Raw genomic sequence first — 15,665 nt, 5'->3', positions numbered from 1 at the left:
AGACACCGCCCAACCCCCACCCCCGGCCCCCCTTTCGCGCGGCGGCCCCCCCCTCCTATTTGACCACGGGGGGGGGGTCCCCCCTGCGCACCCCCGCCCCGCTCAACCGGCGCTGCCGGTCACTGCCTCACGGCCGCGCGCCGTTGTCCGACCCGACCACCCGGAAGCGACGACCGGCGTTCGCCGAACCGCGGCCCGCCCGGATCAACGGATTCCTCCCCGCGCGCAACGGCCCCGGCCGGGCTCCGGCGCCGCGACGTCCACTGACGCCCGCGGCGCCGGGCACCCGCCCCGGCGGCTCAGAGGTGCTTGACCAGCTCCGGCATCAGGTCCTGGAAGGTCCGCCCGCTGGCCGGCTGGCCGATCGCGGTCATCTGCCAACCCGTGGCCGTGCGCTGCACCTTGGCCATGACCTGGGCGGTGTACGGGCCGCCGGCGGTGAGCGTGTAGCGGGCCAGCTCGACGCCGGTGGTCTCGTCCACCAGCCGGCAGAAGGCCGCCTCGACCTCCTGGAAGGTCTGCCCGGTGAAGGAGTTGACGGTGAAGACGATCTGGTCGACCTCGGCGGAGACGGCGGTCAGGTCGACCGTGATCGACTCGTCGTCGGTCGCGTCGCCCGCGCCGCCGACCAGGTTGTCCCCGCTGTGCCGGACCGAGCCGTCGTTGCTGTTGAGGTGCTGGAAGAACACCACGTCCACCGGACGCCCCTGGGCGAACAGCACCGCCGAGGCGTCCAGGTCGATCTCCCGGCCGGCGGCGAGCAGCTTGGCGAAGAAGCCCTTGCGCTCCGCCGCCTTCCAGCCGAGGCCCATCCGGACCAGGCTCAGTTGTCCACCGCCCGGCTTCTCCAAGCTGATCTTCTGTCCCTTGGCCAGCGAAACGCTCATCGCGTCCTCCTCGTTCTGCCACCGCCCGTGCCGCGAATCTACAGCACTGTAGAGAATTTATGATCATCGACGGCGCCCTGCGAGCACCCCTACCCCGAACTCCCCCGGACCTCACCCCGACAACGGTCCGCACACTGAGGGAACCGGCGGTCAGACGTCTGGCGTAGCCGTGGACCGCGACCGGACGACCGGGGCGGCGCACGGTCTAGGGTCGGCCCCGGGACCGCCGCCGGCAACCACGGCGCGCCGTCCGCGCACCGATCGCCGTACGCCACGATCCACCGTGCTCACCACTCGCAGTGCTCACGACCGTTCCCGGGCCAGGCCGACCCGCGCCGGCCCGCTCACGCTGGGGGGACCACCATGCCCGAGCAGCACGAAGGAACCGAACAGCACACCACCCCGGAACGCCCGGGGGGATCCCGCCTCGGCCGCCGCAGACTGCTCCGGGCCGGCCTCGGCGCCGGCGGCGCGCTGGCCACCGTCCGGCTGCTGAACGGCGGCGCCGCCTGGGCCGCCGGGCCGCCGCCCGCACCGGCCGCGGCCGAGGACTACGGAAACTCGGAGTACCAGGGCCAGTGGCCCACCTCCCACCTGGCCGCCACCCCCGGGGCCGCCGCGCAGACCTGGCCGGACTGGGCCCGCTACGCCCGCATCGCCGACGGCACCTTCAACGAGCCCGCCGACATGCAGAGCGCCGTGGACGCCCTCAAGGCGCAGGAGGTCAGCGTCATCGAGCTGGACACCCTGCTCTCCGACTGGCTCACCGACGCCCAGTTCGCCGCGCACATGGCCGAGGTGAAGCAGTTCACCGGCCTGGCCCACGCCGCCGGCCTCAAGGTCGTCATGTACTACCCGTCGCTGGAGCTGATCTCCCCCGGCGGCGAGAAGGGCCGCTCCTTCTACAAGAACGACCAGGGCAAGAACTGGGTCCAGCGCGACCTCGCCGGCAAGCCCAACGTGTTCTACGGCAGCGTGGTGGTCTGGGTCGACCCGGGCGACGAGAGCGTCTGGCTCAGCCCCAACTCGCCCTGGCGGGACTACTACCTCAAGCGGATCAAGGGCGTGGCCGCGACCGGCGTGGACGGCATCTGGCCGGACGTCCCGATCTACTTCGACGGCGTGCAGACCTGGTGCGACGCCTCCACCTGGGGCGCCGCCGCGTTCAAGGCCGACACCGGCCTCGCCCTGCCCACGGCCGCGAACTTCGCCGACCCGGTCTTCCGCCGCTACGTCGAGTGGCGCCACCGCAACCTGCTCCAGTTCCAGCTGGACATCGCCGACGCGGGCCGCTCGGTCAACCCCGACCTGGTCACCTTCGTCGAGACCGTGTCGATGGACTACCGCTACGCCACCTCGATCGGCCTGGACGGCGGCTACCTGCGCCAAGCCCCCGGCGCCGTCAGCCAGGTCTGGGAGGTGGACATCCTCGGCAACTACGACGGCATGCGGCACGCCACCGCCTCCGACTGGGTCTGCCTGATCTCCATGTACAAGTACGCCCGCGCCGCCAGCGGCACCAAGCCGGCCTGGGCGTTCTCCTACGGCTGGCAGGCCGACGACGCCTCGCTGGTGATGTCCCAGCTGATCGCGGCCGGCTGCAACCCGTACGAGGTGAAGACCCCGTTCAAGAACGACACCGTGGACGCCGCGATGCGCACCCGGATGTACCGCTTCGTGCGCACCAACCAGACGAAGCTCTACGACCCGGCCTCGATCGCGCAGGTCGGCGTCTACCACTCGGCGCCGTCCCGGGACTACGTGGCCCCGGGCGAGGGCAACGGGATGTACGTCAACGCCAAGGCCCCGGCCGGGATCGCCGACTGGTGGGGCGGCGACGACCCGCAGATGAGCTGCGCCTCGCTCCCCTGGCTCGGCGAGTTCCGGGGAACCGTCAAGGCGCTGGTCTACGCCCACGTCCCGTTCGACACGGTGTCCAGCCCCGGCCTGACCGCCGACGACCTGGCCCGGTTCAAGGTGCTGCTGCTGCCCAACCTCCAGGCGGTCTCGGACACCGAGGCGGCGCTGCTGCGCGGCTTCGTCTCGGCCGGCGGAACCATCGTGATCACCGGCCCGGCACCCACCGCGCTGGACGAACTCGGCGGCCAGCGCACCGAGTTCGCGCTCTCCGACGTGCTCGGCCTGCGCAAGGCCGACCCGCTTCCCGCCGGCAAGCGGAACTCCTACGGCAGCGGAAGCTGTTGGTACGTCAAGGCACTGCCCGGGCTGAGCTACCTCACCAAGACCGACCAGGCCTCGGCGGACCAGCTGCTCACCGCCGTCCAGCAGGCCGCCCCGCCGGCGGTCACCCTCGCCGGGGACCGCCGGATCTTCCTGGACGCCCGGCGGCTCGGTGCCGACACCGTCGTCCACCTGGTGAACTTCACCAACTTCGGCGACACCCCGGCGGCGTTCCACAGCGCACCCGCCAACTGCACGCTCTCCTACGCCCTCCCGGCCGGGGCGGGCGTCACCGCCGTCACCGTCGCGAGCCCGGACGGCACCGACCCGGCGCCCAAGGCCGTCCCGTACACCGTCACCGGCGCGACGGTCAGCGTGCCGCTGACCGTCGCCCAGTACTCGGTGGTGACGATCACCGTCGGCTAGCCGTTTCCAGGGGCCTGGATGCGCCAGAGGGCGGCGGGGTTGGCCTCGCCGCCCGGGGCGGACTCGAAGGCGATCCACTGCCCGTCCGGGGACCAGCTCGGCGCGCCGTCGTAGGCGGTGTCGTCGCGGGTCACCCGGACGGGAGTGCCGCCGTCCGCGTCCACCACGAAGACCTGGGCGTTCGGCAGGTCGCCGAGGTTGGAGGAGAAGACCAGGAAGCGGCCGTCCGGGGACCAGCTCGGGTCGGTGTGCTCGCCCGGCGCGTCGGTGACCCGCCGCAGTCCGCCGCCGTCCGCGTCCACCGTCCACAGCGACCAGTCCTCGCGGCCCGCGCTCCGCCGCTGGAAGACGATCCGGTCGCCCTTCGGGGACCAGTTCGGCTGCCGGTTGTCGGATCCGGTGCCCCGGCCGTCCACCAGCAGGACGGGCGCGCCGCCGCCGCGGCGGACCTTCCAGAGCGAGTCCTGCTCGGCCGCGTCGCCGTGCACCGCGGCGTGCTCCGGCTCCCAGCTCTGCTGGAAGACGATCCACTCGCCGTCCGGGGAGAAGCTCGGTTCGCTGTAACCGCTGCCGTCGGCGTGGCTGGTCACCCGCTCGGGGGCGCCGCCCGGCTTCATCAGCCAGACCTCGTCGTGCCCGGACTCCCGGTCGGTGGCGAAGGCGAAGGCGTCGGCTGCGGCGTTCCAGCTGCTGCCGGGGAGGTTGACGGCCGCCTTGTCGGGATCCTCCAACACCGTGCGCGGCGCGGCACCGTCCAGGGGCAGGATGCCGAGGGCGGCGGCGCCCTTGTTGTAGCCCCCGCTGAACTCGGTCAGCAGCACCGAGCGGCCGTCCGGGGCGAAGGCCGGGTTCTGCGCGCTGTGGCCGCCCCCGGCGCGGTAGAGCAGCCGGGCACCGTCGGCGCGGCGCTCGGCCCCACTCGGGGAGGTGCCGCTCGGGGCCGCGCCGGTCGACGACCCGCCGGCCGACGGCGCACCCGTCGGTCCGGGCGCCGGCTCCTCCTCGGAACCGGAGCCCGAGCTGCTGCAGCCGGCCAGGAGCACGACGGCAGCCAAGACCGCCGGGAGCATGCGAGTCCTCATGCCCCACAAGCTAGTTGACGAATCGTCAGTTGTCGTACGCCGCCAGGCGGATCAGGGCGCAGCCGTCCGGCAGGCCCCGCCGGCGCCCCCGCCCGTCATCCGCCGCTCCGCTCCAGCCGCACCAGCGCGTCCACCGCGACCCGGCCGCCCTGTCCGCCCCCGTTCGCCTCGGCGCCCTCGACGCGCTCGGCGCTCTCGCCGCTCCCGGCGCTCTCGGCGCCCGCAGCGCCCTTGTGGCCCGGCTCGCCGCCGACCGTCCGGTGCACCCGCTCGGCGCGGACGGTGCGCAGCCCGCGGTCGGCGAGGTCCGCCAGGACGTCCTCCGGGGTGAAGAGCACGGCCGGGTCCTGCGGGCCGCCGACCCCCTCGGTGAGGTTGCTCAGGTCGTGCCCGATGACCAGCAGGGTGCCGCCGGGGCTGAGCGCGTCGGCGGCGCGGCGCAGCGCGGCCCGGCGCTCCGCGGCGGGGATCTGCAGGTAGGCGACCAGGACGAGGTCGTAGCCGGCGGCGGGGGCCTCGTAGGCGCGGGCGTCGCCGTGGCGCCAGGTGAGCCGGTCGGCGACCTCGTCGGGCAGCTCGGCGGTGAGCCGTTCGGCGCGCTCCAGGGCGACGGCGGAGAAGTCCAGTCCGGTGACCTCCCAGCCCTGGGCGGCCAGCCAGATCGCGTTGCGGCCCTCTCCGGCGGCCAGGTCCAGCGCGTGGCCGGGAGTGCGCCCGGCCAGTTCGCGGACCACCCACCGGTTGGGCGCGGCACCCCACACCAGCTCGCTCGCGGCGTAGCGGTCGTCCCAGTCCTGGCTGTCCATCGCGCGTCCTCCGTTCGACGGGCCTGCTCGTACCGGCCAACCTACCGGGCCGCCGCCGACCCGGCAGGGAACGGTCCAGCGGGCGGACACCCTTGACGGCGAATATTGGTCCAGTCCAATCTGTTCAGTCGTGACGTGCACGGGTCGGCCGCCCGTCGCGTCCGCACACCGCTCGTCAGCACGCGTCACCAGCCCGCGCGCCCCCACCGCGCCCGGGCCGGCTCCCCTCGGCCCGTCCCGGGCCACCGCACCGCCGGAACCCCCCACACATCCGGAGGACCCACCGCATGCACGACCGCGTCACGCCCGCACGGCCCGCCCACCCCACCGGGGAGCGCGCCGACCGCCGGGCCGCCCAGCGCAGAAGAGCCACCGCACTGGCCCTGGCCGCCACGCTGACCACCAGCGGCGCCGCCATCGCCCTCACCTTCGGTTCCGCCTCGGCCGCCCCGGTCAACCTGCTGACCAACGGCGACTTCGAGACCGGCACCCTGGCCGGCTGGACCTGCTCCAACGGCTCGGTCGTCACCACCCCGGTGCACGGCGGGAGCCGCGCGCTCGCCGGCGCCGCCTCGGCCGGCGACACCGCGCAGTGCCAGCAGACCGTCACCGTCCAGCCGAACACCACGTACACCCTGGCCGGCTGGGTGCAGGGCAGCTACGTCTACCTGGGCGCCACCGGCACCGGCGTCAACTCCTCGGCCTGGACGCCGGGCGCGACCGGCTGGAACCAGCTGAGCACCACCTTCACCACCGGCGCCACCACCACCTCCGTCACGGTCTTCACCCACGGCTGGTACGGCACCGGCACCTACTACGCGGACGACCTCACGCTGACCGGCCCGGCCGGCCCCACCTCGTCCGCCAGCCCGACGGCCACCGGCAGCCCGACCGCCACGGCCAGCCCGACGGCCACCGCGAGCCCCACCGCCACCGGCAGCCCCACCGGGAGCCCGACGGCGACCGGCAGCCCCACGGGCACCCCCACGACCACCACCCCGACCCCGACGGCCACCGCGAGCGGCCCGGCCGGGGACGGCAAGGTCACCACCCCGACCGGCTTCGCGGTCACCAGGACCACCTCCAACGCGGTGGTGCTCACCTGGCAGCCGTCCACCCTCACCAGCGGCGACGGCCCGGTCGCCTACAAGGTGTGGTCCAACGGCCAGCTGGTCGCCACCTCGATGGGCACCTCCGTCGCGGTCAGCTCGCTGCTGCCGGGCAGGAGCTACACCTTCAGCGTCCAGGGCTACTCCGGCAGCCACGCCTCCGCCCAGTCCGCGCCGGTGAGCACCACCACCGCGGCCGCCCCCGCCCAGCAGCCGATCCGCTCCGCCTACTTCGACCAGTGGGGCGTCTACGAGAACGCGTACAACGCCAAGAACGTCGACACCAGCGGCGCGGCGGGCAAGCTGGACGTCGTCCACTACGCGTTCGCCAACATCGACCCGACGAAGTTCACCTGCTTCCAGGCGGTGAAGGCCTCCGACTCGGCCAACGAGTCCAACCCGAACGCCGGTGACGGCGCGGGCGACGCCTACGCCGACTACCAGGCCGACTACAGCTCCGCCACCAGCGTGGACGGCAGCAGCGACACCTGGGAGCAGCCGCTCAAGGGCAACTTCAACCAGCTGCGCCAGCTGAAGGCCAAGTACCCGAACCTGCGGTTCACCATCTCGATCGGCGGCTGGACGTACTCCAAGTACTTCTCCGACGCGGCGGCCACCGACTCCTCCCGCAAGGCCTTCGTCTCCTCGTGCGTCGACATGTTCCTCAAGGGGAACCTGCCGACCGGCGTGGCCGGTGACGCCTCCGGCGGCGCGGCCTCGGCGGCGGGCCTCTTCGACGGCGTCGACCTCGACTGGGAGTACCCGGGCTCGGCCGGCGGCCACACCGGCAACCACTACTCCGCGGCCGACAAGCAGAACTACACCCTGCTGCTCAAGGAGTTCCGCACCCAGCTGGACGCCCTCGGCGCCGCCCAGGGCAAGCGCTACCTGCTGACCGCCGCACTGCCCAGCGGCCAGGACAAGGTCGCCCAGCTGGAGACCGACAAGATCGGCGCCTACCTGGACTACGCCGACGTGATGTCCTACGACATGCACGGCGCGTGGGACGCCACCGGCCCGACCAACCACCAGGACCCGCTGCACGACAGCCCGGCCGACCCGACCACGCCGATCACCCCGGGCACCCGCAAGTACAACGTGGACACCACGCTCGCCGCGTACACCACCGGCCTGCCCGAGTACGGCATCCCCGGCGGCTTCCCCGCGAACAAGATCGTGCTGGGCATCCCGTTCTACTGGCGCGGCTGGACCGGCGTCCCGGCCGGCTCCAACTACGGCCTGTACCAGAGCGCGACCGGCCCGACGGCGAAGAAGCCGCTGAGCCAGGAGGCCGGCCTGGCCGCCTGGAAGGAGCTCAACCCGACCGCGGCCCAGACCCACTGGGACCCGGTCACCGAGAGCAGCTGGGTCTACGACGGCACCAACTTCTGGACCGGCGACACCCCGCAGGCCGTCCAGGCGCGCGGGGCCTACGCCAAGGCCAAGGGCCTGGGCGGGCTGTTCGCCTTCTCCCTGGAGAACGACGACGCCTCCGGCACCATGCTCAACTCGATGGACAGCAGCCTTCGCTGACGCTTTATCAGGAACAAACGATGGCCCGCGCGGAGAATCCGCGCGGGCCATCCGCGGTCTTCCCGTCCCGGGCTCGGCCGTCGCGACCCGGCCGGCCGCGGCTCAGCGCGGCGGCACCGGGTCCGCCCCGCCCGCGCCCGGGCGGCAGCGCAGCAGCCGCCCGGCGGTCAGCCGGGCCCCGCGCAGCGCACCGTGCCGGTGCAGCGCCCGCACCGCGTAGGTCGAGCAGGACGGCGTGTACGGGCAGCAGGCCGGACGGCGGGGGCTGACCTCGGCGCGGTAGTAGCGCACCGCGCCGTACAGCACCCCGGCCGCGAACCCGCGCGGGGCGGGGGCGGACGGATCGGCCGCCCGGCGACCGCGCGCCCCGGTGAGGGCGAACCGGACGCCGGAGACCATCATCACCGGGATCAGGGCGATCAGGCAGGGGTCGGCGAACTCGCAGCAGCCGTCGACGCAGCAGTCCGCGCCCTCGTCCCGGGCGCGCTTGCGCCGCTGGGCCTTGGCGTGGTCCTCCTTGCGGTAGCGCTCCCGGTAGTCCTCCCAGGCCCGGCGCTGCTTCTTCCGCCGGAGCCGTTCCGAGGCGGGCAGCCACCACCAGGCGCGCTCCGGGCGGGCCGGCGGGAAGTGGGCGCCGAGATCCGGCGTCGGGTCGGACACTGCTGACGATCTCCTCGTTCTCGCCGCCGGGGGCCGACCCCCGACGATCCGGGCAAGATTATCCGAAGATCATCTGCCCGGATCCGCCCGGCGTCCGGCGGCCCGCAAGCAGCGGCCCGCGACCGGCGAGCAGCGGCCGGAGACCGGCTCAGCCGCCGAGGTTGAGCGAGGGGAAGAGGTCCTCGAACGGCTGGGTGGTCACCGAGACGCTCCGGGAGAAGGGGTTGTCGAAGTCCCAGATCATGAACAGCAGGAAGGCGATCAGCGCGCTGAAGCAGAGCGCCAGGGTCAACTCCCTCGGCGTGCGCCGGATCTGGAGCGCGAAGAGCATGCCGACGGTCACCACCGCACCCCCGATCAGGCCGAACCAGACCACCCCGGGCATCGTCGGCCCGGCGTTCTGTCCGCGCGAGTTGCGGGACTCGGACGCCTGGCTGACCCGGTCCATGATCGGCTGGTAGCCCTGCGACTCCAGGTCGGAGGCGGGCGAGCGGGTGGCGATGTCGTTCTGGAGCTTCTGGAGCAGCTGGTCGCCCTTCTCGGTGATGCCACCGGTCTCCTGCATGTAGGACCACTCGGTGTTCACCACGTACGAGACGTAGGTGTCCACGTCGGCCCGGACCTGGTCGCGGAACTCCGCCGGGTAGATCACCGCACGGTCGCTGATCTCGCGCAGCGACTGCGCCTCGCGGAACAGGTCGTCCTGGGCGGCGCCGCGCGCCTCCCAGACACCCGCGATGGCGAGACCGAGGACGATCGCGTAGACCACCCCGATCATCATCGTGATGTACTCGATGACATCCGGGGTCTCGTCGGCACTCTCCTCGATCGGTCGGCGCTGCCTCAGCACCACCACCGCCATCACGACGGCACAGGCCGACGCCATGGCGATGATCAACGCCACCCACTCGGACATGGGAACTCCCTTCTCTGGCTTGGCTTGTGACGGAACGGAAAGCTCAAGGGGGCGGCCCCCGACCGCTTCGGCCCGCTCGGGTTCGGTTCGGTTCGGGACCGGGCGGTAGGACGGGCCCCCGCCGACCGGGAACCGGTCGGCGGGCCGTCAGGGGACGGTCAGGACGGGCCCGAACGGCCGCCGCGTCCTCGGCCACCACGGCCCGGGCGCAGGGCCGCCGCCGCGAGCACACCGGGGACCATGATCACCAGCAGCATGGTGGTCATCGAGGTGCCCTGGTGCTGCCGGGCCATGGGCGCGGGCTTCGCCCTGGGGGCGTGGAACACCGGCTGCGCCGACGGGGTCGGCCACAGCGGGCTCGGACGGGCCGAACTCGGCGAGGCCGCGGGGCTGGGGGCCGCCGGACCGGGCGCGGCCGGGCTCGGGACCGCGGGCGCGGGAGCCGCCGGAACGGGGAGCGGCGGGGCCGGTGCGGGGGCGGGCGCCGCCGGGGCCGGGGTCGCCGGCGCGGGGGCGGCCGGGGAGGGCCCCGGTGCGGGTGCCGACGGCGGCACGGAGGGCGGCACCGAAGGAGCCGGGGACGCCGAAGGTGCGGGCGACGCGGGCGACGGGCTGGGGGACGGCGTCGGGCTGGGGGACGGTGAGGTCGGCGACGCCGTGGCGGTAGGGCTCGGACTCGCGCTCGGACTCGGGCTCGGACTCGGGCTCGGGCTCGCGCTCGGCGTGGGACTCGGGCTCGCGCTCGGACTCGGCGTGGGGCTCGGAGTCGGTGACGGCGTGGGAGTCGGCGACGGCGTGGCGGTCGGTGTGGGGGTGCGGGTCGGAGTCCGGGTCGGTGTCGGCGTCGGAGTGGGCGTCGGGCTGGGCGTGTGGGTGAGGGTCGGCGTCGGGCTCGGTGTGGGCTTCGGGCTCGGACTGGGGCTCGGGCACGGATGGTGGTGATGGTGGTGATGGTGGTGCCAGCCGTGGTCGCCGTACTCGTCGTCGCCGTACCCGTCGTCGTACTCGTCGTCATCGCCGTCGTCGTGGCCCGGCCCGAGCTGCCCGGGGCCGCCCTGCCCCTCGACCGGCCGTCCGGGCTCGCTCCGCAGCCCCGCCGGACGCGAGGGCGAGGAGAAGGGCGGCGAGGACAAGGACGGCCCCGAGACGGACGGCGCCGGGAAGTGCGCCGAGGGGAAGTGCGGCGCGGTGGGCTTCGGGGTGGGCTTGGGTGTGCGGCAGGGGTGGTGCCCGTGCGGGGGCTTGGGCCCGTGGTGCCCCGGACCGACGCCCGGCGCGGCGCCGACGCCGACCTGGACGTCCACGTCCACGTCCACGCCGACGGTCACCTGTCCGCCCGGCCGCACCGACATCGAGAGGTCGGTCTCGTCGCACACGCAGATGTCCACCACCGGGCCGTGCGGGTACCCCCCGGGATGCCCGGCGCCGGACGCGGTCGCACCGCCGACCAGTGCGCAGATCGCGACCACGCCGGCCGCCGCGCCGATCAGCCGCACCCGCCGCCCGGGGGCCGCACCCCCAGCGACGCCGGACGGTATCCGGCAGATCTGCCGACGCTGGGGCATGGGCTCCACACACCTCTCGGATCGTCCGGGGAGGACGGAACGGGCTCGGGCCGACCGGCCGCGAAGGAACGGGCAGGACGGACGGAACGGGCGGAAAGGTCGAGTACGGTCGCGTTCCCGACGGAAGTTCCATCGGGTACGACCAGAAGTGATCAGACACGGTCAGGCGGACGGCCCGCCTTCAGGGGGCGGGCCGTCCGTCATCAGGTCAAACGATCATCGAGCCGACCGGTAACGGCCCGCGCTCACCGTTCTGCGCGCTCAGCTGCGGCGGTGGGCGATCTCCACGTTCTCCAGCACGCCGACCGCGTCCGGCACCAGGATGGCGGCCGAGTAGTAGGCGCTGACCAGGTACGAGATGATCGCCTTCTCGTCGATGCCCATGAAGCGGACCGACAGCGAGGGCTGGTACTCGTCCGGGAGGCCGGTCTGGTGCAGGCCGATGACGCCCTGGTTGTCCTCACCGGTACGGATCACCAGGATCGAGCTGGTGTTCTCCTTGGTGATCGGGATCTTGTTGCACGGCAGGATCGGCACCCCGCGCCAGGCCGGCACCTGCTGCCCGCCGAGGTCGACGTGGGTGGGGTACAGCCCGCGGGCGTTGAACTCCCGGCCGATCGCGGCGATGGTCCGCGGGTGGGCGAGCAGGTAGTCGGGGTCGCGGCGGCGGTTGAGCAGCTCGTCCAGGTCGTCCGGGGTGGGCGGGCCGGAGTGGGTCTGGATGCGCTGGTCGAAGTCGGCGTTGTTGAGCAGGCCGAACTCCGGGTTGTTGACGATCTCGTGCTCCTGGCGCTCGCGCAGGGCCTCGATCGTCAGCCGCAGCTGGTGCTCGGTCTGGTTCATCGGCTGGTTGTACAGGTCCGCGACGCGGGTGTGGACCTTCAGGACGGTCTGCGCGACGCTCAGCTCGTACTCGCGCGGCTTGAGCTCGTAGTCCACGAAGGCGCCGGGCAGCTCGTACTCGCCGTGGTGGCCGGCCGACATGGCGATCTCGGCCTCGCCGCGCTCGTTCTGCGCCTGGAGCGGCAGGGCCAGGAAGCCCTGGAGGTGCTCCTGGAGGCTGGGCGCGTTGTCCCGGATGGCGGCGAAGTCCGCCCGGGTCAGCGTCAGGGCGACACCGGAGGTGGCGGTCTTGGCCGTGAACTCCCAGACGGCGTCCGGGTTCAGCAGCGCGTCGTCGCCGAAGCGGTCGCCGTCGCCGGCCACGCCGACCACGGTGTCGTCGCCGTACTTGCCGGTGCCGATCTTGTTGATCTTGCCGTGCGCGATCAGGAAGATCTTGTCGGCGGCCTCGCCCTGGGTGGTGAGCACCTCGCCGGGGCCGAAGTCCCGCTGCTGGCAGCGGTCGGCCAGGGCGGTGAGGACGTCCTCGTCCTCGTAGCCGCGCAGCAGGGCCAGCTCGCCCAGCTCGGCCGGGATCACCCGGACCTGGGAGCCGGTCTTGATGAACTCCACCACCCCGTTGCCCACGGCGTAGGTGAGCCGACGGTTGACGCGGTAGGCGCCACCGGCCGCCTGGACCCAGGGGAGCACCTTGAGCAGCCAGCGGGAGGTGATCTCCTGCATCTGCGGTGCGGACTTGGTCGTGGTGGCAAGGTTCCGGGCAGCAGCCGTCGCAAGGCTCTGCTGCTTGGCCTGCACTGCCTCCGGGCTCGTGTCCACGGTCATCGGCAGGGCTCTCCATTCCTGTGATCGGGTCACACGTCCAGGGGCACAGCGGCCCGCCCTGACGCATGCCATGACGGATCATCAGATCCGTTTATCGGTGGGGGCGTTGGCGATTTACGCGAGAAGGCGACCACCGTCTCCCGGCGGCCCACCCGGAACCCTAGATCATCAGGACCCGACGGAGCCCGAACGAAGGCTCACTACCCCCCGATAGGGTGAATCTTGCCCGGTCCGCCCCCATCTCCCCGCAAACTCCGGGAACATCCGTTCGCCCCGGCGATCCCCCTGCGGCCAACGGCCTTTCCACCCCGGTCGGGGCCCGGCCGGACGGCCCGGAGACCACCGTCCGGCGTCAACCCGACGCACCGTCCCGGCGGTTCGGACACCCGCGCGCCGCCGGGCTCCGACCGCCGCTCCCCGCGGCCGACCACGGGAAACGCGAACGGCCCGTCAGGTGCCGGCACGGGGGAGGCCGGCACCTGACGGGTGAACGGGGGGTGCGCGGTGGGCGTCCGCGCCGGAGAGGACGGTGCGCGCCTGTGGTGCTCCGCCGATGACACCGGTGGGCCGGTCGGGCCATCCGGGTCATTCGGGTCAGCCGGACCAGGCCGGTCAGGCAGGCCGGTCGGGGCGGGCGGGTCAGGCGCAGGCGACCTGGGTGCCGGGGACGCCGACGATGCCCGAGTTGTTGGCCTCACCGCCCTTGTACTCGTAGTACAGGTAGGAGTAGAGGTCGATCCGGGTGCCGGGACCGCAGGCCGAATCGGGGGCGACGGCGTACGTCACCGTGAAGGCGCTGCTGGCACCGGGGGCGAGTGGGACGTTGTACCGGGCGATGCCGCCGTGGACGTTGTCACTGCACCCGTTGGTCTGGGTGCCGCAGGCGGTCGCGGTGAACTTCAGCCCGGTCTCCAGACTCGTGGCGTAGGTCTCCTGGACGCTCTGGTAGACGAACTGGATCGGGGTGTCGTACGGGTTGGTGAGCGTCAGGGTGACGGTGAACTCGCTCCCCCGGACCGTCGTCTGCTTGTCGGAGACGGCCGTGAGGGGCAGTTGTCCGTCGGCCCGGGCGGCAGGGGCGGCGGAGAGGAGCAGACCGACGACGAGGGCCGGACACGCGGCGAGCGCGGCGCGACGCGGATGTGTTCTGCGCATGACCAAGGAGCGTAGGCCCCGCCTCCGCCGGGGTTGTGCTCCTCGGCCCGGGTCCGTACCGACGCAGGAGCGGCGAGCGGACACCCCGCACCGGCCGCTCTCGTTCCGCCCCCACGGGCGCACCCGGGGGCCTATCCTTCGCCGCTGCTCCCGGGGGCGGCCCTCACCCGCACGGCGGCAGGATGTCGCAGAGCGCGCCGAGCGCCGCCGGGTAGGCGTAGTCCGGCGGCGTGGCGTAGCCGACCACCAGGCCGTCGACGGCGGGCATCGCCTCCTCGCCGACCGCCGGGTGCCGGTAGTCCGCGAGCCCCTCGACGGCCAGGCCCCGGTAGGCGGCGGCCTTGAGCACCGAGCGCTCGGTGCCCGGCTCCAGGCGCAGCACCGCGTGCAGGCCGGCCGCGATGCCGGACACCTCGACGTGCGGGGCGCGGGCCGCGAGGGCGGCCACCAGCTCGTCCCGGCGCTCGCGGTAGCGGCGGCGCATCCGGCGCACGTGCCGGTCGTAGCCGCCGGAGTCGACGAACTCGGCGAGGGTCAGCTGGTCGAGGGCGCTGGCCCAGCCCTCGCGCTCGCCCTTGGCGGCGAGCACCCGGTCCACCAGGTGGTCGGGCAGCACCATCCAGCCGAGCCGCAGCGCGGGGGTGAGGCTCTTGCTGGCGCTGCCGAGGTAGACCACCCGTTCGGGGTCGAGCCCCTGGAGGGCGCCGACCGGCTGGCGGTCGTAGCGGAACTCCCCGTCGTAGTCGTCCTCCAGGACCAGCCCGCCGCGCCCGCGCGCCCAGTCCACCACGGCGGCGCGGCGGCCCGGGTGCAGCGGGCCGCCGGTGGGGAACTGGTGGGCGGGGGTGAGCAGCGCCGTCCGGACGTCCGGGTGGTTCGCCAACTCGCCGGTCCGGGCGCCCCGTTCGTCGATCGGCAGCGGAACGGTGGTGACGCCGGCGGCGGCCAGCAGCCCGTGGTGGAAGCCCAGCCCGTACGCCTCGACGGCCAGCGGGCCGTGCTCGGCGGGCGGCAGGACGGGCGCGGCACCGTCGAAGAGCAGCCGCAGCGCGTGGGCGAAGCCCGAGCAGACCACGATCCGGTCGGGGTCGGTGCGCACGCCCCGGGCGCGGGCGAGGTAGTCGGCGAGGACGGTGCGCAGTTCGCGCCGGCCCTGGGGGTCGCCGGGCCCGAAGGCCTCGTTGGGGGCGGCGGTGAGGGCCCGGCGGGCGGCGGCGAGCCAGGCGGTGCGCGGGAAGGAGGAGGCGTCGGGCTGGCCCTGGCGCAGGTCGTGGGTGGGGCCGGGGCGGCGGGAGGGCCGGCGGGCCCGGCCGCTCGGGACGGGCTCGGCGCGTTCGGCGACGGTGGTGCCGGAGCCCTGCCGGGCGGTGAGCCAGCCCTCGGCGACGAGTTCGGCGTAGGCCTCGGCGGCGGTGTTGCGGGCCAGGCCGAGGTCGGTGGCGAGGGCGCGGTAGGGCGGCAGCCGGGTGCCGGGGGCCAGTCTGCCGCTGCGGATCGCCTCGCGCAGGGCCGTCATCAGCGCGGCACGCCGGCCCCCGGTGGCGGGGAGGTCGAGGTGCAGGTCACTGCCGGTCGGGTGGGCGGGCTCGGAGGGGTGCGTGCCCCGCGTGTCCGTCATGGTCACGCACCCTACCGGCCGCCGCTCCGGCCCCCTTCGGGCGGCTACCCGGCCCCGGG

11 protein-coding genes are annotated in these 15,665 nt (G+C 73.6%); 3 read left to right on the top strand and 8 right to left on the bottom strand.

The window, feature by feature from the left end:
- Nucleotides 1–299: 299 nt before the first annotated feature.
- Complete coding sequence (locus ACFRQN_RS21045; RefSeq protein WP_049656177.1) at nt 300–887, bottom strand: TerD family protein; 588 nt, start codon at nt 885–887, stop codon at nt 300–302.
- A 363-nt stretch (nt 888–1,250) separates the two neighbouring features.
- Between ACFRQN_RS21045 and ACFRQN_RS21040 the strand changes: the two genes are divergently transcribed.
- Nucleotides 1,251–3,494, top strand: coding sequence for a hypothetical protein (locus ACFRQN_RS21040; protein ID WP_380741512.1), 2,244 nt, complete (start codon nt 1,251–1,253; stop codon nt 3,492–3,494).
- On the opposite strand, the gene ACFRQN_RS21035 is transcribed toward ACFRQN_RS21040, so the two are convergent.
- Nucleotides 3,491–4,576 carry a TolB family protein gene (locus tag ACFRQN_RS21035; RefSeq protein WP_380741511.1) on the bottom strand — a complete coding sequence of 362 codons (1,086 nt, stop codon included), beginning with the start codon at nt 4,574–4,576 and terminating at the stop codon, nt 3,491–3,493. The two genes, ACFRQN_RS21040 and ACFRQN_RS21035, sit on opposite strands and share 4 nt — an antisense overlap.
- A 95-nt stretch (nt 4,577–4,671) precedes the next feature.
- Nucleotides 4,672–5,382, bottom strand: a complete 711-nt coding sequence (locus tag ACFRQN_RS21030) for a class I SAM-dependent methyltransferase (protein WP_380741510.1) — start codon at nt 5,380–5,382, stop codon at nt 4,672–4,674.
- Between the two features lie 287 nt (nt 5,383–5,669).
- Here ACFRQN_RS21030 and ACFRQN_RS21025 point away from each other — a divergent pair, with 287 nt between their 5' ends.
- Complete coding sequence (locus ACFRQN_RS21025) at nt 5,670–8,024, top strand: glycosyl hydrolase family 18 protein (protein WP_380741509.1); 2,355 nt, start codon at nt 5,670–5,672, stop codon at nt 8,022–8,024.
- A gap of 102 nt (nt 8,025–8,126) precedes the next feature.
- On the opposite strand, the gene yidD is transcribed toward ACFRQN_RS21025, so the two are convergent.
- Nucleotides 8,127–8,684, bottom strand: coding sequence for a membrane protein insertion efficiency factor YidD (gene yidD, locus ACFRQN_RS21020; protein ID WP_241853092.1), 558 nt, complete (start codon nt 8,682–8,684; stop codon nt 8,127–8,129).
- A gap of 148 nt (nt 8,685–8,832) precedes the next feature.
- Complete coding sequence (locus tag ACFRQN_RS21015) at nt 8,833–9,600, bottom strand: hypothetical protein (RefSeq protein WP_380741508.1); 768 nt, start codon at nt 9,598–9,600, stop codon at nt 8,833–8,835.
- A 240-nt stretch (nt 9,601–9,840) separates the two neighbouring features.
- On the opposite strand from ACFRQN_RS21015, the gene ACFRQN_RS21010 reads away from it, so the two are divergent.
- Nucleotides 9,841–10,542, top strand: coding sequence for a hypothetical protein (locus ACFRQN_RS21010; protein WP_380741507.1), 702 nt, complete (start codon nt 9,841–9,843; stop codon nt 10,540–10,542).
- An 884-nt stretch (nt 10,543–11,426) separates the two neighbouring features.
- Here the strand turns inward: ACFRQN_RS21010 and ACFRQN_RS21005 are convergent.
- The 3 genes from ACFRQN_RS21005 to ACFRQN_RS20995 form a co-directional block, all read right to left on the bottom strand.
- Complete coding sequence (locus ACFRQN_RS21005; protein ID WP_074004908.1) at nt 11,427–12,833, bottom strand: family 2B encapsulin nanocompartment shell protein; 1,407 nt, start codon at nt 12,831–12,833, stop codon at nt 11,427–11,429.
- A 639-nt stretch (nt 12,834–13,472) separates the two neighbouring features.
- Entirely contained in the window at nt 13,473–13,988 is a 516-nt protein-coding gene (locus ACFRQN_RS21000) for a hypothetical protein (protein ID WP_063780349.1), read from the bottom strand.
- Between the two features lie 163 nt (nt 13,989–14,151).
- On the bottom strand, nt 14,152–15,606 hold the full coding sequence (locus tag ACFRQN_RS20995; protein ID WP_380741506.1) for a PLP-dependent aminotransferase family protein: 1,455 nt from the start codon (nt 15,604–15,606) through the stop codon (nt 14,152–14,154).
- Between the last annotated feature and the right edge of the window lie 59 nt (nt 15,607–15,665).

It is taken from the genome of Kitasatospora sp. NPDC056800 (assembly GCF_042789775.1).
GTDB lineage: Bacteria > Actinomycetota > Actinomycetes > Streptomycetales > Streptomycetaceae > Kitasatospora.
This window is presented reverse-complemented; position numbering and strand designations above follow the sequence as displayed.